Source organism: Wolbachia endosymbiont (group A) of Trypoxylon clavicerum (assembly GCF_947251665.1).
In the GTDB taxonomy this organism is placed as follows: domain Bacteria; phylum Pseudomonadota; class Alphaproteobacteria; order Rickettsiales; family Anaplasmataceae; genus Wolbachia; species Wolbachia pipientis.
In genome coordinates this window covers 1,078,213-1,101,167 of record NZ_OX366374.1, presented here as the reverse complement: position 1 = coordinate 1,101,167, position 22,955 = coordinate 1,078,213, and the positions used below count along the sequence as shown (strand labels likewise).

Genomic DNA, 22,955 nt, shown 5'->3' with positions numbered 1-22,955 from the left:
GAAAAAAAATGAGCTTTAGTTACTATAATATGAAAAAACACCCAAGAAACTTTCGTAATATAACAGGTTTAAGTATAGAGGAGTTCGAAAAAGTAGTAGAAAAAGTGAGGTCTGGATGGAAAAAACTTGAAAAACAGAAAAAGTGTCATGGTAGAAGATCAAAACTACCAACTCTGGAAGATAAGTTGTTTTGCGTAATTTTGTACTATCGCACTTACATAACACATAGATTTTTAGGATGCCTATTCAATGTGCACAACGCAAATGTATGTAGGTTACTTAAGAGAATAGAGCCATTACTCGCCAAAAAAGTGACTATAACAAAAGATAGAAGTATGACGCCAGAAAAAATACTGAAGATTTTGGCTGATGTTACAGAACAGCAAATACAGAGGCCAGAAGATAGTAAAAAACGGAAGAAATCATATTCAGGAAAAAAAAGAACCAACACTATGAAAACTGAGATTATTATCGAAGAAGGAGGAAGAATTTTATCAGTGTCAAAGTCATACCGTGGTAGAATTAGTGATTTTCGCATAAGGAAACAAGAAAAATATTTACCACTTGATAGCATAAAACATGCTGATTCTGGATATCAAGGTTGGCAAAAATTGCAAAGCAATGTTATAATTCCATATAAAAAGTATCGTAAAAAGCCATTAACTCCAGAGCAGAAAGAGCATAATAGAAGGTTAGCATCATTTAGAATGAGAGTAGAAAATAAGATCCGAGAGATAAAGATATTTAAGATTATGTCGAATGTTTATCGCAATTTTCAGAAAAAATATAACTTGAGGTTCAATATTATTGCTGGTATTGTAAATCTTAAGCACGCCTTTTAGTTAACCTTGATTTTATTCACCCTCCTTTCCTTTTTTTTATCGCTTGATTCGCAGCAGGTCTACTTATGTTCAAATTAAAAATGTCATTTATGATACTAGCCACTTCACGCTTTGAGTTTTTGTAAAATCCGCTGAGTGCTGCAATTATAGACTTAACCCTTGGACCAAATGTATCTGGCGTAACACCTTCTGGTAACTTGCTACTTTTTCTTTTTCTGCATCTCCGACAACGACCATGTTCCAATTACTACATAAGGCCTAATTTCCGGAAGATCAACTTTTTGGTGCACATAAGGTTTTTCGCATATTACAAGCTCTCCTCCGCATTCGCAAATATTAGGCAACTCTATTTTTACTACTTTATCCGCTTCCATTGTGGCATGAAAATTTCCTTTATGCCCAACCTGATCGCCAACATTCCTTTCGCTTTTTGGCTTGTCCTTTTTTGTTTTGTACAATTCTTTAGAGCTCGGTAGAGATGAATTTTTCGAGTTTAAACCAAGCCTCTCTTTCAACTCAGCGTTCTCAATCCTCAAGGCCTTATTTTCTGCCTCTAACTCTTCTATCCTCCCTTCCAACTTTTCTATTTTTTGCTGTAAATTTTTGCAGAGTTCTAAAAGGTTTACCACATTACCTCACTTTTGCTCTATGATTATCTTTATTATCTTGCTTTGTCTACCTTATTCTACCACTCCGCTGAACGGATACAATTTACTAAACAGAAAAAAAGGCAAAAGAAACCCTAGGGTAGCTAGTTATTCACTATCCATTTTTTAAGTTGGCGTTTTTTAATGTTTTAAATAGCGCGTTTCAGCTTATATTAGGTAAAAACCTAGAAATTTTATAAAGACATAAGGTGCACATAGTGCAAAAAATTAAAAATAAGACGCCAACTACGTTGTTTTCTTGCTGTTTAATCTGCACAGATGAAGATAACTGAATACCTTCAGTTTCATGATAAGGGGCTGGCGAAGGGTGTCAAGCAAGTTTTTTCGTTTCTATTTCCAATAAAAGTTTGTTATATGGTTATGCAAGAAGTCTATTATAAATAAAATGAATGTGAAAAATATCTTATTAGCGTTTTTAGTACAAATGGTATTCAGTTTGCCGCTATTTGCAGCTGATCCTGTTTTGCTCAACTGCATTGAAACTCCGGAAATATATGACCTTGATGCAAGGCCAAAAAATTTTAGCTCTTCAAACAATTTAAGAAGGAAACCTGGTTCTCCAAATAGTGCAACAGGAGAATTAATACACATAGTGGGTAGAATTACTGATATAAACTGTTTACCAATACAAAATGCTGTAGTTTCTATATGGCACGCGAATTCACGCGGCGTGAACCATTACGATAAGAATATAGAGGATGATCCGAATTTTGCTGGATCAGGAAGGTTTGTAGTGAATAATCTTGGCTATTATAATTTTATTACGATAGCACCTGGTAAAATTGGTGATAGAGCTCCACATATCAACTTTCTAGTTCAACATCCAGATTTTCCAGAATTCACAACGCAAATGTTTTTTGCTGACCATAATTGCGATAATTGTGCTGATCCTGTTCTTGGAGATTTTGTTAGTAATGGGCTTGCAAGCCTTCTCATAACACCATTTACTTACAGTGATCAGGTCATAAAAACCTATACGTTTAACATTACCTTGGGCGGATATAATAAGTTCTCTAATAAAAGATAAAAAACCTTGCATGTAAGGGAGTCCATAGTAAACTTAAGTGTTATTGTACTTAGGATGTATATGAAAAATATCTTACTGATGTTTTTGCTGTGTTTTATGTACAGTTTACAATTATTTGCAATGGAGATGCCAGCAATGAAAATAACAATTTCTAAAATTTCGCCCGATTTTAAAACAATAGTAATGGGTTTATTTGAAGACAACGAAACCGTAAATGATGGCGGAGTTTTGCAAGGAAAACAGGTCATAGATAATATAAAGCAATTTAGCGATTTCAATGGAAGTTTTGGTGAATTTTTCTCTACTGCTTTGCCAGAAGAAAAAAATGTTATAGTTGTTGGACTGGGTAAGAAGGATGAATGGAATGAAAATAAAGAATTAAATATTGGTGGTAAAATATATTGTGAGCTAAGCAGATTAAAAATTAAAAAAGCAGCGGTTTTAATCGAAGGTAGTGCAGCAAATGTTGCATATGGTGCGTTTCTGCGTAGTTTTAAGTTTGATAAGTATAAAACTAAAAAGGATGAGAAAATTACAGAGGTAGAGGAGATTACCGTATTAGTAAAAGATGAGCAATTAAGTAATGCTGAAAGATCATTTGAGCACTTAAGGCAAGAAGGTGAGAGTATATTCCTTGCGCGCTCTTTTATAACAGAGCCTCCTAACATTCTATATCCAGAATCCTATGCTGATCATATAAAAAAAGAACTTACTAAGCTTGGCCTTGAAATCGAGGTGCTTGATAAAAAGCAGATGGAAGAGAAAAAAATGGGAGCCTTGCTTGGAGTTGCACAAGGAAGTAGTAAAGAACCAAAATTAGTAGTGATAAAATGGAATGGAGTTGCTAAAGAACAAAAGCCAATAGCTTTTGTTGGTAAAGGCATAACGTTTGACACTGGTGGAGTATCGCTCAAACCTTCACGTGGTATGGAGTCGATGAAATATGACATGGCAGGCTCTGCTGCTGTGGTTGGGGTGATACATGCTTTAGCAGGACGAAAAGCAAAAGTAAATGCGATCGGTGTGGTCGCACTTGCAGAAAATGCAGTGGATGGTAATGCTCAAAGACCGAGTGATATAGTAACTTCAATGTCTGGACAGACGATAGAAGTGTTGAATACCGATGCAGAGGGAAGGCTCATACTTGCAGATGCTTTATGGTATACGCAAGACAGATTCTCACCAAAATTTATGATTGATCTTGCAACTTTAACTGGTGCTATAGTGGTTGCACTTGGAAATAACGAATATGCTGGTCTTTTTTCAAATCATGATGAATTAGCAAACCGTCTGATTGATGCAGGAAATGAAGTAAGTGAGAAGTTATGGCGTTTTCCTATGAATGAAACTTATGACAAAATTATTGATTCACCGATTGCTGATGTTCAAAACATTGCTCCTGTAGGCTCTGGTGGAGATAGCATAATGGCTGCACAGTTTTTACAGCGTTTTGTGAATGAAACTTGCTGGGCACATTTAGATATCGCAGGCACTGCTTGGCACGAAAAAGGTACTGACATTTGCCCAAGAGGAGCAGTAGGTTTTGGTGTAAGGTTACTTAATAAGTTGGTTGAAAAGTACTACGAAGCCAATGATTAAAGGTCTTTATACTGGATTTATGGCTTGACTTACAGCTACATGAACGTTTATTTTTGAGGCGCAGCAAATGAAAGTAGCTGATACATATTTCTTTTTTTCTGGATTCCAGTGTCAGCTACTTTCATGATACCCTGACAACCGTCATCCCGCTGCTTGTTAGCGGGATCTAGAGATACTGCGGCGGTATGACGTAGGACTGCTGTCATCCAAGTAGCCTCCTATGGTGTCATCCCAGTGCCCAGACACTGGGATCCAGTTGAGCTATTTCAACAAAAATACTGCATTTTGAGATGAACGTTTATTTTCACCAGATTATTTACAAGTATAACAATTAAAGTCTGGATTCCAGTGTCAAGCACTGGAATGACACCGTCTTGGATGGAAACCAGTGTTGGCTACTCGGATGACATCATAGGGGCGCTGGGATGACACCCTGACAATCGTCATCCCGCTGCTTGTTAGCGGCTAAGAGATACCGCGGCGGCATGACGTAGGGAAAACGTTTTTTGGGTTAGCTATAACAGTAGTCAGGAAACAATAGCTTAAAAAGAGACTTAGTGTTAAATTTCTAATAGATTACTTATAAAAATAAATCTTATGGAAAGCAGAGCTAAGGCTTGGTTCATTTGGCTGATTAGTAACTTGGTTGTTATATTCAGCAACATGCAGATAATTTATACCTTTATAAGTGTAAATCTTGAAAAGGAACTTGAGACCTGCTGCAAAAGGTGATTGAAAAAATGATGTGAGAGGGGTAGAAGAAGAATAAGCAGATCAAGTAAGGAAAAAAAATGAGCTTTAGTTACTATAATATGAAAAAACACCCAAGAAACTTTCGTAATATAACAGGTTTAAGTATAGAGGAGTTCGAAAAAGTAGTAGAAAAAGTGAGGTCTGGATGGAAAAAACTTGAAAAACAGAAAAAGTGTCATGGTAGAAGATCAAAACTACCAACTCTGGAAGATAAGTTGTTTTGCGTAATTTTGTACTATCGCACTTACATAACACATAGATTTTTAGGATGCCTATTCAATGTGCACAACGCAAATGTATGTAGGTTACTTAAGAGAATAGAGCCATTACTCGCCAAAAAAGTGACTATAACAAAAGATAGAAGTATGACGCCAGAAAAAATACTGAAGATTTTGGCTGATGTTACAGAACAGCAAATACAGAGGCCAGAAGATAGTAAAAAACGGAAGAAATCATATTCAGGAAAAAAAAGAACCAACACTATGAAAACTGAGATTATTATCGAAGAAGGAGGAAGAATTTTATCAGTGTCAAAGTCATACCGTGGTAGAATTAGTGATTTTCGCATAAGGAAACAAGAAAAATATTTACCACTTGATAGCATAAAACATGCTGATTCTGGATATCAAGGTTGGCAAAAATTGCAAAGCAATGTTATAATTCCATATAAAAAGTATCGTAAAAAGCCATTAACTCCAGAGCAGAAAGAGCATAATAGAAGGTTAGCATCATTTAGAATGAGAGTAGAAAATAAGATCCGAGAGATAAAGATATTTAAGATTATGTCGAATGTTTATCGCAATTTTCAGAAAAAATATAACTTGAGGTTCAATATTATTGCTGGTATTGTAAATCTTAAGCACGCCTTTTAGTTAACCTTGATTTTATTCACCCTCCTTTCCTTTTTTTTATCGCTTGATTCGCAGCAGGTCTTTGGACTTACAATCGCGCAAGTTGCACTGGCTAATTCATCATATACTTGGACTTTCGCCATCTTACAATTTTTTAGTGGAGCAACGTTTAATGTTTTTTCCAGTAAAAAAATTTATTTTTTCTCATTATTAACTATAGACCTGCTGCGAATCAAGCGATAAAAAAAAGGAAAGGAGGGTGAATAAAATCAAGGTTAACTAAAAGGCGTGCTTAAGATTTACAATACCAGCAATAATATTGAACCTCAAGTTATATTTTTTCTGAAAATTGCGATAAACATTCGACATAATCTTAAATATCTTTATCTCTCGGATCTTATTTTCTACTCTCATTCTAAATGATGCTAACCTTCTATTATGCTCTTTCTGCTCTGGAGTTAATGGCTTTTTACGATACTTTTTATATGGAATTATAACATTGCTTTGCAATTTTTGCCAACCTTGATATCCAGAATCAGCATGTTTTATGCTATCAAGTGGTAAATATTTTTCTTGTTTCCTTATGCGAAAATCACTAATTCTACCACGGTATGACTTTGACACTGATAAAATTCTTCCTCCTTCTTCGATAATAATCTCAGTTTTCATAGTGTTGGTTCTTTTTTTTCCTGAATATGATTTCTTCCGTTTTTTACTATCTTCTGGCCTCTGTATTTGCTGTTCTGTAACATCAGCCAAAATCTTCAGTATTTTTTCTGGCGTCATACTTCTATCTTTTGTTATAGTCACTTTTTTGGCGAGTAATGGCTCTATTCTCTTAAGTAACCTACATACATTTGCGTTGTGCACATTGAATAGGCATCCTAAAAATCTATGTGTTATGTAAGTGCGATAGTACAAAATTACGCAAAACAACTTATCTTCCAGAGTTGGTAGTTTTGATCTTCTACCATGACACTTTTTCTGTTTTTCAAGTTTTTTCCATCCAGACCTCACTTTTTCTACTACTTTTTCGAACTCCTCTATACTTAAACCTGTTATATTACGAAAGTTTCTTGGGTGTTTTTTCATATTATAGTAACTAAAGCTCATTTTTTTTCCTTACTTGATCTGCTTATTCTTCTTCTACCCCTCTCACATCATTTTTTCAATCACCTTTTGCAGCAGGTCTTATGATCTTTGGGTTCTTTGTCCTTATTAATAGTGACAATTTTGCTCATTTGATTTTATCTCAAGTGTTGATTGCAACTGGAGCATCATTTGGTTTTATTGGTGCTGCTCACACAAGTAGCATATGTTTTTTCGCTGCCCAATTTGGACTAATGTTTTCACTAGTGCAGACAATTTCAAGCCTTTCTGCTTTGGTGATTCAAATACTGTTCTCTAGCTTGCTTGCCGAAGATGCATATTGGAAAAATCTGATTGTATGCATAATACTATTTGGTGTGTTGATATTTGTACTTACGCTTTTTTGTCCAAACACACTTCCAGAAAGCAGCTCAGAAAAGCGCACAATAAAAAGCTCTATAAGAACAGTAATGTGCTTTGTACTCACAGTGCTAAAATTAAGAGATATCTGGATAACTTCAGTGGTGGGTGCTATTACTTTTGGAACATTTTTAGCACTTAACACCCTGTGGGCTCCAAGGTTACTAAGCAATTCAGAACTCGATGCAATGGAGTCAGGTGTAGCAACTGCAATACTATGGCTTGGTCTTGCAGTTGGTGCTCCAATTGCAGATCGAATCTCAAACTTATTTAAAAATAGGAAACATGTAATCTCTGCTTTTGCTTTATTGCAAGGCGTCTCAATTATTATTTTACTATACAGCCATTTAACAGCTCACATTGTGTACTTTTGTATGTTAATGTTCGGGTTTTTTGCGGGAGGACATATGCTTAATTTTACTGTCGGCAGCGAGATTGTGAAACGAAAATACATTAGCACATCATCATCCATTATCAATGGGTTTATGTTCATCATGAGCGGAATTATAGTGTCAATGTTAGCACTTTTTACAGATCATAAAATGGCGCTTTTTGCGATATTTGCAATATTGGCAGTTGCTAGTATTTTAAATTATGCTACAAAAGAGACATACCCTAAAAAATAAAGTAGCTGAACCTTAAGTCAGTTGCTATATTGTGTTTACATATTGCGATACTTACTCAATTATGGATCATGTTATAACAAAAGACACAGCAGTAACTAAGGCAACAATAGCTGAAAATATAAACCAAGAAATAGGATTATCAAAGGAAGACTCTGCTTCGATAATAGATGATATATTGGACGAAATAAAGACGAGCTTGGCAAAGGATGGAATAGTAAAAATATCATCATTTGGAACATTCTTGGTCAAAAAAAAGAAGGAAAGGCCAGGAAATATACCAAATACATCGGAGAAAGTGATGATTCAGGCAAGAAATTCAATTTCTTTTAGGCCTTCAAAAATTATAAAAAAATCAATCAATAATTAATGAACAAGGAAAAATTATTTTATACGATTGGGGAAGTAGCTGAAGAGCTACATTTGGAACAGCATGTTTTGAGATTCTGGGAAGGTCAATTTCATCAAATTAAGCCTACAAAGCGTAAAGGAAGAAGGCTATACGATCGTAAGTGTATAGAGGCCATAAAGCAAGTAAAGTACATGCTATATGATAAAGGATATACAATAAAAGGAGTGCAAAAGGAATTTGGTAATGTGAATCGTGATCCAAAGAATTTGTTGCAAGAACTTACCGATTTAAGAGACTATTTAACTAGTAGAATAAATAACGAGGAAAGTAACAAGCAGACGTGAAACACTACGTCTCGCTAAAGTTTTGGAGTTTTGTGAAAATCGATATATCTAAAATGTGGCGTATAGCCTCATTTCTTATGTTATTAGCAATATTAATAGGCTGTGGCCTGCAAAAACCTGCACCTGTGCTGCTTAAAGGCGAAGAATTTTACGGAAAAAGAGATCTGGAATATACAAGAGAGTACCATTTAATTAGGGAGCCTTCAGTGCAAAAAGAAAGTAGAAAAGCCATCATAAATAGGATATACAGAGATAACAATGATGCACAAAATGTGGGGGTAAATTGCAAATTTGTAATGCCAGTTAAAGGTTCAGCTACCTCTTCTGATGAAACGTGTAAGGATGGCATAAAAATTGCTGCTCAAAATGGAACGAACGTAATTGCCTCTGCACCCGGCAAAGTGATATATGTAGGCAAAGGGCTGAGATGGTATGGAAATTTAATTATAGTAGAACACAAAGATAATTACATGACTGTGTACTCCTATTTAAAAAACATACATGTTGAAATTGGTGATAAAGTAAAGCAAGGTCAAGTGATTGGATCTGCAGGTAAATCAAGCACACAAGATAAAGATCCGCAGATGTGTTTCACAATACGACATAACGGCCAAGCGGTTGATCCTTTGGCGCACACAAACTGTGATTAAATTTGGATTTATATGAAATATGATTTTAAAAATGTTGAAAAATTTTATCAAGATAAATGGGATTTTTCTGTAAGCAAGAGTGGTAAACAAGAAAAGTGTTACGTGTTGGAAATGTTTCCATATCCATCTGGTAAAATTCATATGGGACACTTACGTAACTATGCAATAGGGGATGTGATAGCGCGTTACAAGAGAGCTAATGGATTTGAGGTTTTGCATCCAATTGGCTGGGATGCGTTTGGATTACCAGCTGAGAATGCAGCAAGGGACAACAATATTAGCCCCGAAACATGGACAAAAGAGAATATAGATAATATGCGTACACAGTTGAAATCTATAGGTCTTTCTTATAATTGGGAGCGTGAACTCTCCACATGTGAGCCTGATTATTACAAACACGAACAAAAATTTTTCCTGGATTTTTTAAAGCATGGGCTTGCCTATCGAAAAGAGTCATGGGTTAACTGGGATCCAGTGGACCAAACAGTGCTTGCAAATGAACAGGTGGTTGATGGAAAAGGATGGCGATCAGGTGCAGTTGTTGAAAAACGTAAGTTGTCCCAATGGTTTTTAAAGATTACTGATTTCGCTGAAGATTTACTCAAGTGCTTGCAAAGTTTAAAAAATTGGCCAGAAAAAGTCAAAACAATGCAGGAGCGTTGGATAGGAAAATCTGAAGGAGCAACTATAGAGTTTGAAGTAGTTGGCCTGAATAAGAAATTAAAAGTTTTTACAACTTATCCTCATACTTTGTTTGGGGCTTCTTTTTGTGCAGTGGCAGCAGAGCATCCTATTGTGCAGGATTTAAAGAATGGTTCTTCTGTTGTCATCCCAGTGCTTGACACTGGGATCCAAGAAATAAAATCGAAAAGAGAGAACGATGAAAAAATAGGAGTTTACACCGGATTAAACGTCAAACATCCATTTCTTGATAAGGAATTGCCGCTTTACATAGCGAATTTTGTGTTGATGGAATATGGGGAAGGCGCGATTTTTGGTTGCCCTGCACATGATCAGCGTGATTTTGAATTTGCACAGAAATACGATTTGCCGGTTATTCCTGTTATTTATGAAAAGGGTGCACAAGCCATAGTGACTCTAGAAGAAGCCTACACTGGCGGCGAAATAATGTGCAACTCTGAATTCTTAAATGGATTGACGGTTAGTGAAGCAAAAAAAGTAATCACTAAAAAACTTGAAGAAAAAGGGATAGGTAAGAAAACAACAAACTATCGTCTACACGATTGGGGAGTTTCAAGACAGCGTTATTGGGGATGTCCTATACCTATTATATATTGTAAGGATTGTGGAACTGTGCCAGTTCCAGAAAAAGATCTTCCAGTAGTTCTGCCAATAGATGTAGAATTTACAAGTGGTGGCAATCCGCTGGATAAGCACCCAACTTGGAAATTTGTTGATTGTCCAAAGTGTGGAAAGCAAGCAGAGCGTGAAACTGATACGTTTGACACCTTTTTTGAATCTTCCTGGTATTTTGCTGCATTCTGTAGTGAAGATAAATCAATAGACGAAGATGCATGTAATCGTTTTATGCCTGTTGATTATTATATAGGTGGAATAGAACATGCAATTCTGCATTTACTCTATTCACGCTTTTTCTGCAGAGCTTTAACCAAATGTGGCTATTTTGATATTAAAGAGCCTTTCTCTACTTTAATCACTCAAGGAATGGTCTGCCATGCAACTTATAAAGACGAAAATGGTAAGTGGCTATTTCCCGCAGAAGCAAAAGAGTTGATTGCACAAGGAGCTAAGGTTCAAATTGGAAAAGTCGAGAAAATGAGCAAGTCGAAAAAGAACACAGTTGACCCAAACTTTATCATAGAAAAGTATGGTGCTGATACTGCTCGCTTGTTTGTGTTGTCCGACACTCCTCCAGAGAAAGATATGGAATGGTCCGATGATGGCGTGGAAGGTTGTTCTCGTTATGTAAATAAATTGTGGCGTATGGTAATGCAGCTTAAGCCTGTGAATATACACTATGATAATGAAAGTGTTACGGGTGAACTTCTAGAGTACAGAAAAAAAATTCATAAACTCTTACACGGACTTACAGATGACTTGGAAAACTGCAGATTAAACTGCGTAGTGGCAAAATTTCGTGAGATGACGAATTTAATAGCTGAAATAGACGTAAAAACTGGAAAATCTCTTATTGATGAAGGTATATGTATATTAATCAGAGTAATCGAACCGTTCATACCACACCTAGCTGAAAGCTTATGGCAAGAAATAGGAGGCGAAGGTATACAACCTTGGCCAAAAGCTGATGAATCATTATTAGTTGACGATACAGTCACTATAGCCGTGCAAATCAATGGAAAATTACGTACAACAATCAAGGTGGCAATTAACTTACCTCAAGAAAAATTGAAGAAAATAGCGATAGATTCTATGTCCAGTAAGATCGATCAAAGCAAAGTTCGCACTGTATATGCTGTACCAAATAAGATAGTAAATATAGTTATATAAAAGACCTGAGTAGTACGTTTTATATAATCTGATTTTATGGCTATACTTTTTTTGACATGTAATTATATCTTTTTTAATATAAAGGATATATACTTATGCATTATATATTTTTTTGTATGAGGAGTTATATGAAAATAAAGAGATTGTGCGTTTTGGCTGTGTTGCTTACTTCATCTCTAGCAGGTGCAGCTAGGCTCTGTGGACAAAATTTTAGAGAAGCCATACAAGAGCTCCAACAAAATTGAGAAAACCAATAAAAACCTCAGCAATTTTATCAAATCTGGAAAAAATGCGCCTAAAATTTTTAATTTTACCAAAAAAACACTCAATCAAATGACGTTCTTTGTAGATATGCTCATCGTAATACCTTTGCACTTTTCGATTCCGTTTTGGCGGAATAACTACTGTACATCCCTTGTCTTCAAGACTTGTAACAAAGGCATTGCTATCATAGCCCTTGTCAGCTACTACAGTAGAGTTATAGATACTTTCGGTCAACACTTGTGCCTGCGTAATTTCATTTCTTTGACCAGGAGTCAGAGTAAATTTAAGTGGATTTCCAAGTGCATCGACAAGCGCATGTATTTTAGTTGTAAAGCCACCTTTGCTCCTCCCTAAAGCTTCTTGATCCTTGGAGTTTTTTGTATATCCAGATGAACATGGATGGGCTCGGATGATCGTACCGTCGATTATAGCAACTTCTAAATCAGGCTCTTGTTTAGTATATTCAAGCAATTTTTTCCAGACATCTCTTTCACACCATCTTTTAAATCGCTTATGTATACTCCTGTAATTACCATAAGTTTTTGGTAAAAGTCTCCATTGGCAACCACTTCGCACTATGTACCACACTGCCTCTATGAATATTCTTAAACGTTTTTCATCTTTGCTGTGCATTCCTTTTACGCTTTTTATGAACTCTAAAATTTGTTTCCAATTTTCCTCTTTGATGTAATATTGCATATGGTAGTTTCTCCATTTTTTACCTATTAGGCTAAACTACCATCTTTTTCTCTCTTTTCATATTTTTTGTCCACAGAGCCTAGTTAATCCCATTGCTAAACTGAAAATGAAAGGTAATCTCCACCCCCAAGATTCAAAATCAGATACTTTTTTGCATATGAGTACCGCTATCAGGCTTAATACTGAACCAAAAATTGCGCTTAATACTTCAATGCTGCCAAAAAATCCTTTTTTGTTTTTAGGAGCATGTTCTATTAAAAATGGTGCATTTCCTGCTTCTCCTCCAAGAGATATACCCTGCAATAATCTTAAACACACTACCAGCATTGACGCTAGTATTCCAATGCTTTGATAACCTGGAACAAAAGCAATTAATACGGTTGATAAAGTCATTAATATAATCGAGAGCAATAAGGCAACTCTTCTGCCATGTTTATCACCAATGTGACCAAATATAGCAGCACCGACTGGTCTCATTAAGAAACCCACTGCAAACACTCCAAAAGCCTTCAATACGCTGGTTAGTTGATCATCCGATGGAAAAAACACACCACCTATTATGTTTATTAAGTGGCCAAAAAGCATGTGGTCATACCACAATAAAGTGTTACAAATCAAACTTGAAAATATTACTTTTGTTATTTGCTGCATAATTTCCCTATAGCCTGTTTGATCTTATATATGAAAAAAAATGTGAACGTTATGTGAATATTATATTAACAATATTAAACCTTAATTTTAATATTATTGCTCATATATTCCGATAAGATACCATATTTTGGCAAGAAAATCTATGTACATAAATAAAATTGATGTGAAGAGTAGAGTAGAGTAGGATATCTACGCCAACTGTACTTAAATTTTTTGATATGACACACACTCCAGTTTTGTTAAAAGAGATGCTATCACTACTATCACCGCAGGATGGTGGCATATACGTGGACGCCACATTTGGAGCTGGAGGGTATAGCAAAGCAATATTGGAGTCAGCTGATTGCAAAGTATATGCAATTGATAGAGATGAAACGGTAACTAAGTTTTATGATGATTTAAGCGTTAAATATCCCGATAGAATAAAACTATTTATTGAGAAGTTTAGTAATATTAAAAATTTATTAGATAGCAACAATATTGAAGGTATCGATGGAATAGTTTTTGACATCGGAGTTTCATCTATGCAGCTTGATAACGGAGATAGAGGGTTCTCATTTTTACATGATGGTCCACTCGATATGAGTATGGATAACTCTTCTTATATAAACGCTTCAACGTTTGTTAACGCTTTACGCGAAGAAGAAATTGCAAATACTATATATAACTATGGAGGAGAGCATCATTCTCGCAAAATTGCAAGAGCAATAGTAAATGCACGGAAGAAGAAAAATATCAAAACTACATTTGAGCTTGCGAATATTGTACGTTCCGTGGTATTTCGTGGAAAAAGCAAAATTGATCCTGCAACCAGAACATTTCAGGCAATCAGAATATGGGTAAACGATGAGCTGGGAGAACTTGAAAAGGGCATTAAAGCTGCATCTGAGATTTTAAGTGAGAATGGCAAATTAATTGTCGTCACCTTTCATTCCTTAGAAGATCGTATAGTCAAAACTTTTTTTAAAGATTTATGTGCTACTGATTGCAAGACATTCTCTCTTCTAAATAAAAAAGTGATCGAAGCAAGTATAGAAGAAGTAAGTGCAAATCCGCGTTCACGCTCAGCAAAACTAAGAGCTATACAGAGGTTGTCGTGAGAACTTTCTGCATCATCTCAATAGTTGTGTTTTTTCTTAGCATTGTAGGACTATTTAAGGTAAAATTACATGTTCAGTCGTTAAATAGAGAGCTAATAAAAATAAAAAGTGAAATTAGTTTAGTACAAAGTGATATAAAAGTTTTACAAGCAGAATGGAGCTATTTGAATAATCCAAAAAGACTTGCAAGTCTTGTAAAGAAATACCTGAAAAATAACTCTTTAATACTGGCTAGCCAGGTTAAAAATCTTGACTCTTTAAATGGCCGCAGTGTGCTAGGCTCTGTGGACAAAATTTTAGAGAAGCCATACAAGAGCTCCAACAAAATTGAGAAAACCAATAAAAACCTCAGCAGTTTTATCAAATCTGGAAAAAATGCGCCTAAAATTTTTAATTTTACCAAAAAAACACTCAATCAAATGACGTTCTTTGTAGATATGCTCATCGTAATACCTTTGCACTTTTCGATTCCGTTTTGGCGGAATAACTACTGTACATCCCTTGTCTTCAAGACTTGTAACAAAGGCATTGCTATCGTAGCCCTTGTCAGCTACTACAGTAGAGTTATAGATACTTTCGGTCAACACTTGTGCCTGCGTAATTTCATTTCTTTGACCAGGAGTCAGAGTAAATTTAAGTGGATTTCCAAGTGCATCGACAAGCGCATGTATTTTAGTTGTAAAGCCACCTTTGCTCCTCCCTAAAGCTTCTTGATCCTTGGAGTTTTTTGTATATCCAGATGAACATGGATGGGCTCGGATGATCGTACCGTCGATTATAGCAACTTCTAAATCAGGCTCTTGTTTAGTATATTCAAGCAATTTTTTCCAGACATCTCTTTCACACCATCTTTTAAATCGCTTATGTATACTCCTGTAATTACCATAAGTTTTTGGTAAAAGTCTCCATTGGCAACCACTTCGCACTATGTACCACACTGCCTCTATGAATATTCTTAAACGTTTTTCATCTTTGCTGTGCATTCCTTTTACGCTTTTTATGAACTCTAAAATTTGTTTCCAATTTTCCTCTTTGATGTAATATTGCATATGGTAGTTTCTCCATTTTTTACCTATTAGGCTAAACTACCATCTTTTTCTCTCTTTTCATATTTTTTGTCCACAGAGCCTAGTGACACTTCATTTGTTTTAGTTTTGCCCAGTTCACCCTCAAGTGGTGTGTTTTCATTCTCCAGACTTCTTATTTTTTGTGTTAGTGATTCATTCTCTTTATTGAATTGTTTCAACTTAGTCTCATGTCTAGCTATACAACTTTTTGATTCTGCTAGGCTCTGTGGACAAAAAATATGAAAAGAGAGAAAAAGATGGTAGTTTAGCCTAATAGGTAAAAAATGGAGAAACTACCATATGCAATATTACATCAAAGAGGAAAATTGGAAACAAATTTTAGAGTTCATAAAAAGCGTAAAAGGAATGCACAGCAAAGATGAAAAACGTTTAAGAATATTCATAGAGGCAGTGTGGTACATAGTGCGAAGTGGTTGCCAATGGAGACTTTTACCAAAAACTTATGGTAATTACAGGAGTATACATAAGCGATTTAAAAGATGGTGTGAAAGAGATGTCTGGAAAAAATTGCTTGAATATACTAAACAAGAGCCTGATTTAGAAGTTGCTATAATCGACGGTACGATCATCCGAGCCCATCCATGTTCATCTGGATATACAAAAAACTCCAAGGATCAAGAAGCTTTAGGGAGGAGCAAAGGTGGCTTTACAACTAAAATACATGCGCTTGTCGATGCACTTGGAAATCCACTTAAATTTACTCTGACTCCTGGTCAAAGAAATGAAATTACGCAGGCACAAGTGTTGACCGAAAGTATCTATAACTCTACTGTAGTAGCTGACAAGGGCTACGATAGCAATGCCTTTGTTACAAGTCTTGAAGACAAGGGATGTACAGTAGTTATTCCGCCAAAACGGAATCGAAAAGTGCAAAGGTATTACGATGAGCATATCTACAAAGAACGTCATTTGATTGAGTGTTTTTTTGGTAAAATTAAAAATTTTAGGCGCATTTTTTCCAGATTTGATAAAACTGCTGAGGTTTTTATTGGTTTTCTCAATTTTGTTGGAGCTCTTGTATGGCTTCTCTAAAATTTTGTCCACAGAGCCTAGTTCCTTTTGCGCTTTTTCTAACAACACTTTTGTTTTAGAATGCTTATTTTCGTTTTCTTCTAATTCGCTATTAAGCGTTGTATTTTTACTTTCTAGATCTTGTATTTTTTGTTCTAGTGATTCATTCTCTTCATTGAGTTTCTCCAGTACTTCCAATTTAGTCTCATGTTCAGTGACACAATTTCTCAATTCTGTTAGTTCCTTTTGCGCTTTTCCTAGTCCACCCTCAAGTGTTGTGTTTTTACTTTCTAGATCTTGTATTTTTTGTTTTAGCAATTCATTCTTTTTCTGCTCATCCTTTAGCTGAGCACGTAATTCTTTTAACTTAGCTTTACGTTTTTCAACCTTTTCTGCTTTTTCTGGAGTTTCCGTTGCGTTGTGTGTTTTGGAATGAGAAAAGGTACTAGGTACAACCTCAGATGGCTGATCACACATACTGTTTAGTCTATCTATTAGGTCTTCATCCTTTATCAATGAGCGATCTGCTCCATGTTTTATCAAAAGGTTGGCTAATTCTTTATTGTCATATTTAACAGCAAAGTGTAAAGGGATATGTCCATCTTCATCTTGTGCATTAACATTTGCTCCATTATCTATTAGATACTTTACAATCTCTACATAACCATGCACAGCAGCATAATGTAAAGGGGTATGTTTATCTCTATTTCGTACATCAACATCTGCTCCATGTTTTATCAAAAGTTTTGCTAATTCTTTATTGTTATCTGCAACAGCCCAATGTAAAGGGGTCACGCCATCTTTATCTTGTGCATTAATGTCTTCTCCATTTTCTAATATAGATTGGCCTAAAGTTTCAGATCCATCTCCATCAAAACATATTCCACTGTCGTCACTACTACTTTTATTTAAAAAGGTCTGTTCCCCATTATGTATAGTATACTGCTCTGGATGTTGATTGTGCAAGTAATCTTGTTCTACGCGCTTTTTATTATTAGACCTGCTGCGAATCAAGCGATAAAAAAAAGGAAAGGAGGGTGAATAAAATCAAGGTTAACTAAAAGGCGTGCTTAAGATTTACAATACCAGCAATAATATTGAACCTCAAGTTATATTTTTTCTGAAAATTGCGATAAACATTCGACATAATCTTAAATATCTTTATCTCTCGGATCTTATTTTCTACTCTCATTCTAAATGATGCTAACCTTCTATTATGCTCTTTCTGCTCTGGAGTTAATGGCTTTTTACGATACTTTTTATATGGAATTATAACATTGCTTTGCAATTTTTGCCAACCTTGATATCCAGAATCAGCATGTTTTATGCTATCAAGTGGTAAATATTTTTCTTGTTTCCTTATGCGAAAATCACTAATTCTACCACGGTATGACTTTGACACTGATAAAATTCTTCCTCCTTCTTCGATAATAATCTCAGTTTTCATAGTGTTGGTTCTTTTTTTTCCTGAATATGATTTCTTCCGTTTTTTACTATCTTCTGGCCTCTGTATTTGCTGTTCTGTAACATCAGCCAAAATCTTCAGTATTTTTTCTGGCGTCATACTTCTATCTTTTGTTATAGTCACTTTTTTGGCGAGTAATGGCTCTATTCTCTTAAGTAACCTACATACATTTGCGTTGTGCACATTGAATAGGCATCCTAAAAATCTATGTGTTATGTAAGTGCGATAGTACAAAATTACGCAAAACAACTTATCTTCCAGAGTTGGTAGTTTTGATCTTCTACCATGACACTTTTTCTGTTTTTCAAGTTTTTTCCATCCAGACCTCACTTTTTCTACTACTTTTTCGAACTCCTCTATACTTAAACCTGTTATATTACGAAAGTTTCTTGGGTGTTTTTTCATATTATAGTAACTAAAGCTCATTTTTTTTCCTTACTTGATCTGCTTATTCTTCTTCTACCCCTCTCACATCATTTTTTCAATCACCTTTTGCAGCAGGTCTATTGGCAAATCTTTGTTCTGTCTCTTGCAATTTTTGCAACATAGCATCTCTTTCTCTTATAGCTTGTTTTCTTTCTAATGTATCATCTACTTTGTTTATATTGTTTTCATTAGTGATTGAGTTTGAAGAAGTCTGTTCATCCTCATCTTGTACATAGATTTCTCTGCTGTTTGGTGTAGTTCCGTTGTTCTCTTTCTGATCTCTTGCATTCCATGCTTGCACTGCAGCAGTTATTCTATTTCCGCCCACAGCTGAATTTCCTGGAGTTTTATTATTAGACTGCAGTAAAGTGTCTTGTCTATAAGGTTGTCTTCTCGTAGCTCTTGCCTCAGCATAGCGTTGTTCTCCTTCCTCTAACGTTTTTATTATAGCCTTTTTACCTTCTACATTGCCAACAACATCCCTTGGAGTTTGGCCTTGACTATCTTTTAGTGAAGGATTTGCGTTATTGTTCAATAAAAGCTGAGCTATCTCTTGATGACCATGCAAAGCAGCAATGTGCAAAGCAGTTAATTGAGACTTAGCTCCATCAAGTTCATATATTGGTTCATTAACTTTTGCTTCCTTTGCTAGTAGGAGTTTTACTATTGGTACACTGTTACATTCCACAGCAAGATGTACCAACATATAACTTACAATTTTGTCTGAATCTAATATACTGAACATCTTATCTATCTTCAAATTGTTACAAGTGCTATATACTTTTGAGTCTGCATCTTTTAGCTTACTCCCTATTCTTTCAAGTAAATTATTCTCATTTAAACCTTCACTCTTGCTTACCTCATTTATTATTTCAAAAAACTTTTCCTTTTTTATTGCCATAACCTTCCCTCTCAATTTATTTATTATTGCTGAACAGTCTCACAAAAAAGTTAAGTTTGTCGAAATTCCATGTTTGATCTAAAAATTAGTCATAAACATTTTCTATCCAAGTAGCTGACACTGGTTCACTCTATAATGGTGTCACAGCAGTCCTACATCATGCCACCGCGAACCGTCATACCGCGATTCATTCGCGGTATCTCGGCCGCTAACACGTAGCGGGATGACAATTGTCAGGGTGTCATTCCAGTGCTCCTTTCTCGTCATCCGAGTAGCTGACACTGGGATCCAGAAAAAAGAATGGTGTCATCCCAGTACTCCTTTCTCGTCATCCCAGTGCCTATTTCTTTGTCATCCCAGTGCCCAGACACTGGTTCCCTTTATGACGGTGTCATTCCAGTGCTTGACACTGGAATCTAGTCTTTATTATGCAGCTACTTATTTAAAGTTAAGTTCTCTGGATCCCAGTGTCAAGCACTGGGATGACATCATCCTTTTTTGGGATTCCAGCGTCACGCACTGGAATGACATCACAGGGGCACTAGAATGACACCTCTCTTGGGCTTTTTTAGCTATAAACATTAAGAAATTTACCAAATAAAAAAAAGGCAAAAGAAGCCCTGGGGTTATTATCTGCTTTAAAATATTGGCGTTTTTTATGTTTTAAACGCTTGACAAGCAAGATTTAGCTGCTTTTAATTGCAACTAACCTACGCTGCAAATGTTTAAGAAATTTACTAAGCAGAAAAAAAGACAAAGAACCCCCGAGTTAGCTAGTCTTTTACTATCTCTGTCGAGTATTGGCATTTTTTGATGTCTTGTAACGCTTTATAAGCGCGTTCAGCTTATTTAGATAAAAATCTAGATGTAGATGAAGTTTTGTAAAGACATACAGTATCTATATACTGCAAAAAATTGAACATAAGACGCCGATACATTAAGTAATCCTTACCTTTTAATCTGCAGATTGGCGAAAGCAAATACAATAGCTTCAGTTTCATGATAAGGGGGCTGGCGGAGTTTGTCAAGGAAGTTTTTTCGTTTCTGTGGGCTACCTGGATTAATATTATATAGAAAGTCTGCTGCCAATAAAGCCTAAACTTACCAAATACATTTCTGTAGATTCAGATCTACTTGACTTTGGTTTAAAGTATTTTACTGTTTTAAACATTTTTTTTAGCTCGTTACAAAAATCTTTATCAGATTCTCCTTGGAAAATTTTTACTACAAACGTGCCACCATGACTCAAGAAATGCTTTGCAAAATTGAGCGCTGCCTCACATAAAAGCATAATTCTGATATGATCCAACGATTTTAAACCACAAGATTCGGGCGCCATGTCAGATAAAATTACATCAAATTTTTGATCCTTGAATTTTTCTCTTAAAATTTCAAACTCATTGATAATATCACATTGTATAAACTCTACTCCATTAATTGCGTTCATTGGTTTTATGTCAAGAGCAATCACATTTGCACCTTTCTGAGATGCAACTTGTGACCATCCACCAGGAGAAGCACCAAGATCAATAATTTTTTGCCCTTCTTGGAATAATTTAAATTTGTTATCCATTTCTACCAGCTTATATGCTGAGCGTGACCTATAACCATCCTTGCTAGTTTTTTGCACATACTGATCATTCAAATGACGATGTAGCCACCTTGTTGAAGATAGTTTTCTGCCTCTAGCCGTCTTTACTCTAGTTTTTATTGCTAATACCCTACTTATTATTGATTATATCTTTAAGCTCTTTTTCAACTACTTCTTTTACCAGTGCATGTAGATATTTATTCAGCCATTCTGAGAGCTGAGGTTTTAAAAGAGATGTAACTAATTCTTCAACAGTAAGGTTCGCTTTTTTTTGTTGTTTATGCTGTAATTCGTTTTGCATTTTTCCAAGCAACGCTTTGATCTCTTCCATATTCTCTTTTAAAATTAGATGATCGTTATTTTGTGCTTGTAAGCCGCTATTACTCGCTTTGTTATTACTCATTTGGATATTATCGTACAAATAAATATCTTTTTTTTCTTCTGAATTGTAGCTATGGCCATTAAATTGGTTACTGTTGCAAGCCATTTCTTCACTTTGGTCATCATTATCAATGTCCTCTTCTTTACCATTTTCTTTTTTGCCATCTTCTTCCATGTCTTCTGGATACTCTTCCTCAAGGTATAGTACATCATCATTTTCATCCTTTATTTCTGCTTTATCGTTACTCGTGTTTTTACCCGATATAGCTTTTTTTATATCTTCTAGGATATCTTTTACAGATTGATTGCCTTGTTCATCATGCATAGTGCTAATACCATTAAATTTAGAGGTTTATACTATTTATCATAAAAAGCAAGTTGTAAACACTAATCACATAATTGCTTTTTGCTTCAACTAAGTCTGAACGTGCTTTAAATAATGCATCTTCAGTGTCCAAAAGGTCAGATGTACTCTTTAAATTTAAGTTTACTTCTTGCTCAACTCCTTCCAATGCTAGAGCTGCTGCTTTTTCCGCTTCTTGACTTGCTTTGATAATGGCCTTTGCTGTCAACACATTATTCCAAGCATTTACAACTGCTTGTTCTATATTTTTTACCGTTTCATAATAATCGTAGGTAGATTTTTTTGCATCCATTTTAGCTTTACTGACACCAAAAGCATTAACTCCTCTCTTAAAGATTGGAACATCAAGAATAAAAACTACATGAACATTTTCTAATAGTTTGTCTACCTTCATACCATCCCCCCCAAAATTTTTGCTTGCGCTTAGATTTAAAGAAGGAAGCCACTTGGAGCTTTCAGCGATCACTTCCATTCCGGCTGCTCTTTTTTGATAAACTGCTGCTTTTAGAGATAAATTATTGGTTTTTGCTAACTGTAAACATTCATTTAGTTCTGGAACAGAAGGTAGTTTATCATTAGCTTCAGAAAGGTCATCAGCATCTTCGCCAATTAAATGATAATAAGCAATATTTGCCAACTTTAATTTACCTTCAGCATCAACTCTTTCGGATATAGAAGATGAAAATTTTGCTTTTGCTAACAAAACTTCAGCATTGGTTACCTCTCCAAGGGAAAAGCGTTTTTTCATAGCTGACAAATGTTCCAAAGAAACGCGTTCTTTATGTTCTCTGAGCTTTAATATTTCTGTCTTTTGTAAAACATTAACATATGCTTTCACAGCATTAAGTGCAAGCTCTTGTTTTAATTGCTGAAATCGCATCTTTTCTGCTTTGAGAAGATGGCTTGATCGACTGAATGTGGCAAAGGTACCACCTCCATCGATTAATTTCTGGCGCAATGTAAGTTTTTTTTCAGATGTATCAAGATTAAAGTTACTATCGAAATTGTATTGCAAATTAATGTCAGGTAAAAATCCAGCTAACCCAGAAGATTTATAGTGTTTTTCTGCGCTTTTATATTGGTAAAATTGAGACTTTATTTTTGAGCTATTTTTGATGGCTTTGCTTATCACTTCTCCCACATCGGTTGCATAGCAACTTATAGTACTAAAAATGATCGCAAGTGTGATAATCAATCGAAACATTCTAATTCCTATGCATATTGGTTGCGCAGCTCAATTACTAACATAAATTACTTTAATAATCAATAACTAATATTGTTGACACTATTGAGAAATTAAGTATAT

The 22,955-nt window shown here is 35.3% G+C and carries 20 protein-coding genes and 5 pseudogenes; 13 read left to right on the top strand and 12 right to left on the bottom strand.

Annotated features, from left to right (window positions below):
* Positions 1-29 precede the first annotated feature (29 nt).
* A complete protein-coding gene (locus OPR60_RS05715; protein ID WP_265040287.1) occupies positions 30-842 on the top strand; it encodes a transposase in 813 nt (270 codons plus the stop codon).
* Between the two features lie 61 nt (positions 843-903).
* On the opposite strand, the pseudogene OPR60_RS05710 reads toward OPR60_RS05715, so the two are convergent.
* Positions 904-1,471 (bottom strand): annotated as a pseudogene (locus tag OPR60_RS05710) (DUF6444 domain-containing protein); the annotation flags it as partial.
* Between the two features lie 424 nt (positions 1,472-1,895).
* Between OPR60_RS05710 and OPR60_RS05705 the strand changes: the two are divergent.
* The 4 genes and pseudogenes from OPR60_RS05705 to OPR60_RS06900 all read left to right on the top strand — a co-directional run.
* Positions 1,896-2,537, top strand: coding sequence for a protocatechuate 3,4-dioxygenase (locus tag OPR60_RS05705; RefSeq protein ID WP_264703405.1), 642 nt, complete (start codon positions 1,896-1,898; stop codon positions 2,535-2,537).
* Between the two features lie 96 nt (positions 2,538-2,633).
* Positions 2,634-4,136 (top strand): leucyl aminopeptidase, encoded by a 1,503-nt coding sequence (locus OPR60_RS05700; protein WP_265040348.1) that lies wholly within the window; start codon positions 2,634-2,636, stop codon positions 4,134-4,136.
* Between the two features lie 812 nt (positions 4,137-4,948).
* Positions 4,949-5,761 carry a transposase gene (locus OPR60_RS05695; RefSeq protein WP_265040287.1) on the top strand — a complete coding sequence of 271 codons (813 nt, stop codon included), beginning with the start codon at positions 4,949-4,951 and terminating at the stop codon, positions 5,759-5,761.
* Between the two features lie 60 nt (positions 5,762-5,821).
* Positions 5,822-5,950 (top strand): annotated as a pseudogene (locus tag OPR60_RS06900) (MFS transporter); the annotation flags it as partial.
* 69 nt (positions 5,951-6,019) lie between these two features.
* Here the strand turns inward: OPR60_RS06900 and OPR60_RS05690 are convergent.
* The gene (locus OPR60_RS05690) at positions 6,020-6,832 is read right to left on the bottom strand and encodes a transposase (RefSeq protein ID WP_265040287.1); all 813 of its coding nucleotides are present in this window, start codon (positions 6,830-6,832) and stop codon (positions 6,020-6,022) included.
* Positions 6,833-6,933: 101 nt separating this feature from the next.
* Here OPR60_RS05690 and OPR60_RS05685 point away from each other — a divergent pair, with 101 nt between their 5' ends.
* The 5 genes from OPR60_RS05685 to leuS all read left to right on the top strand — a co-directional run bounded on the left by OPR60_RS05685 (position 6,934) and on the right by leuS (position 11,708).
* A complete protein-coding gene (locus tag OPR60_RS05685) occupies positions 6,934-7,875 on the top strand; it encodes an MFS transporter (protein WP_265040209.1) in 942 nt (313 codons plus the stop codon).
* A gap of 61 nt (positions 7,876-7,936) precedes the next feature.
* Positions 7,937-8,242 carry an integration host factor subunit alpha gene (locus OPR60_RS05680; RefSeq protein ID WP_065095004.1) on the top strand — a complete coding sequence of 102 codons (306 nt, stop codon included), beginning with the start codon at positions 7,937-7,939 and terminating at the stop codon, positions 8,240-8,242.
* Complete coding sequence (locus OPR60_RS05675) at positions 8,242-8,568, top strand: MerR family transcriptional regulator (RefSeq protein WP_065095003.1); 327 nt, start codon at positions 8,242-8,244, stop codon at positions 8,566-8,568. Before OPR60_RS05680 ends, OPR60_RS05675 begins: the two co-directional genes overlap by 1 nt.
* 53 nt (positions 8,569-8,621) lie before the next feature.
* Positions 8,622-9,218, top strand: a complete 597-nt coding sequence (locus tag OPR60_RS05670) for a murein hydrolase activator EnvC family protein (protein ID WP_065095002.1) — start codon at positions 8,622-8,624, stop codon at positions 9,216-9,218.
* Between the two features lie 12 nt (positions 9,219-9,230).
* On the top strand, positions 9,231-11,708 hold the full coding sequence (leuS, locus tag OPR60_RS05665) for a leucine--tRNA ligase (RefSeq protein WP_265040208.1): 2,478 nt from the start codon (positions 9,231-9,233) through the stop codon (positions 11,706-11,708).
* A 210-nt stretch (positions 11,709-11,918) separates the two neighbouring features.
* Here leuS and OPR60_RS05660 read toward each other — a convergent pair whose 3' ends face one another.
* Both OPR60_RS05660 and OPR60_RS05655 read right to left on the bottom strand, forming a co-directional pair.
* Positions 11,919-12,671 carry an IS5 family transposase gene (locus tag OPR60_RS05660; protein WP_265039687.1) on the bottom strand — a complete coding sequence of 251 codons (753 nt, stop codon included), beginning with the start codon at positions 12,669-12,671 and terminating at the stop codon, positions 11,919-11,921.
* A gap of 84 nt (positions 12,672-12,755) precedes the next feature.
* Positions 12,756-13,322, bottom strand: a pseudogene (locus OPR60_RS05655) (MFS transporter); the annotation flags it as partial.
* A gap of 218 nt (positions 13,323-13,540) precedes the next feature.
* On the opposite strand from OPR60_RS05655, the gene rsmH reads away from it, so the two are divergent.
* Together rsmH and ftsL are read left to right on the top strand one after the other, a co-directional pair.
* Complete coding sequence (gene rsmH / locus OPR60_RS05650; RefSeq protein ID WP_065094967.1) at positions 13,541-14,422, top strand: 16S rRNA (cytosine(1402)-N(4))-methyltransferase RsmH; 882 nt, start codon at positions 13,541-13,543, stop codon at positions 14,420-14,422.
* Positions 14,419-14,634, top strand: a pseudogene (gene ftsL, locus OPR60_RS07060) (cell division protein FtsL); the annotation flags it as partial. The gene rsmH and the pseudogene ftsL, both read left to right, overlap by 4 nt.
* Positions 14,635-14,718: 84 nt before the next feature.
* On the opposite strand, the gene OPR60_RS05645 reads toward ftsL, so the two are convergent.
* Both OPR60_RS05645 and OPR60_RS05640 read right to left on the bottom strand, forming a co-directional pair.
* On the bottom strand, positions 14,719-15,471 hold the full coding sequence (locus OPR60_RS05645) for an IS5 family transposase (protein ID WP_265039632.1): 753 nt from the start codon (positions 15,469-15,471) through the stop codon (positions 14,719-14,721).
* Positions 15,472-15,497: 26 nt separating this feature from the next.
* On the bottom strand, positions 15,498-15,668 hold the full coding sequence (locus tag OPR60_RS05640) for a hypothetical protein (protein WP_265040206.1): 171 nt from the start codon (positions 15,666-15,668) through the stop codon (positions 15,498-15,500).
* A 121-nt stretch (positions 15,669-15,789) separates the two neighbouring features.
* On the opposite strand from OPR60_RS05640, the gene OPR60_RS05635 reads away from it, so the two are divergent.
* Positions 15,790-16,542 carry an IS5 family transposase gene (locus tag OPR60_RS05635; RefSeq protein WP_265039632.1) on the top strand — a complete coding sequence of 251 codons (753 nt, stop codon included), beginning with the start codon at positions 15,790-15,792 and terminating at the stop codon, positions 16,540-16,542.
* Positions 16,543-17,049: 507 nt separating this feature from the next.
* Here OPR60_RS05635 and OPR60_RS05630 read toward each other — a convergent pair.
* The 6 genes and pseudogenes from OPR60_RS05630 to OPR60_RS05605 form a co-directional block, all read right to left on the bottom strand.
* Positions 17,050-17,487, bottom strand: a pseudogene (locus OPR60_RS05630) (ankyrin repeat domain-containing protein); the annotation flags it as partial.
* A gap of 91 nt (positions 17,488-17,578) precedes the next feature.
* Positions 17,579-18,391 (bottom strand): transposase, encoded by an 813-nt coding sequence (locus OPR60_RS05625; protein WP_265040287.1) that lies wholly within the window; start codon positions 18,389-18,391, stop codon positions 17,579-17,581.
* A gap of 76 nt (positions 18,392-18,467) precedes the next feature.
* Positions 18,468-19,313 (bottom strand): ankyrin repeat domain-containing protein, encoded by an 846-nt coding sequence (locus OPR60_RS05620; RefSeq protein ID WP_265040205.1) that lies wholly within the window; start codon positions 19,311-19,313, stop codon positions 18,468-18,470.
* A 1,066-nt stretch (positions 19,314-20,379) separates the two neighbouring features.
* Positions 20,380-20,958: an RlmE family RNA methyltransferase gene (locus OPR60_RS05615; RefSeq protein WP_265040204.1), complete on the bottom strand. Its 579-nt coding sequence runs from the start codon at positions 20,956-20,958 to the stop codon at positions 20,380-20,382.
* Between the two features lie 76 nt (positions 20,959-21,034).
* The gene (locus OPR60_RS05610) at positions 21,035-21,610 is read right to left on the bottom strand and encodes a PopZ family protein (protein ID WP_065095125.1); all 576 of its coding nucleotides are present in this window, start codon (positions 21,608-21,610) and stop codon (positions 21,035-21,037) included.
* A gap of 19 nt (positions 21,611-21,629) precedes the next feature.
* Complete coding sequence (locus tag OPR60_RS05605; RefSeq protein ID WP_065106808.1) at positions 21,630-22,853, bottom strand: TolC family protein; 1,224 nt, start codon at positions 22,851-22,853, stop codon at positions 21,630-21,632.
* Positions 22,854-22,955: the final 102 nt, after the last annotated feature.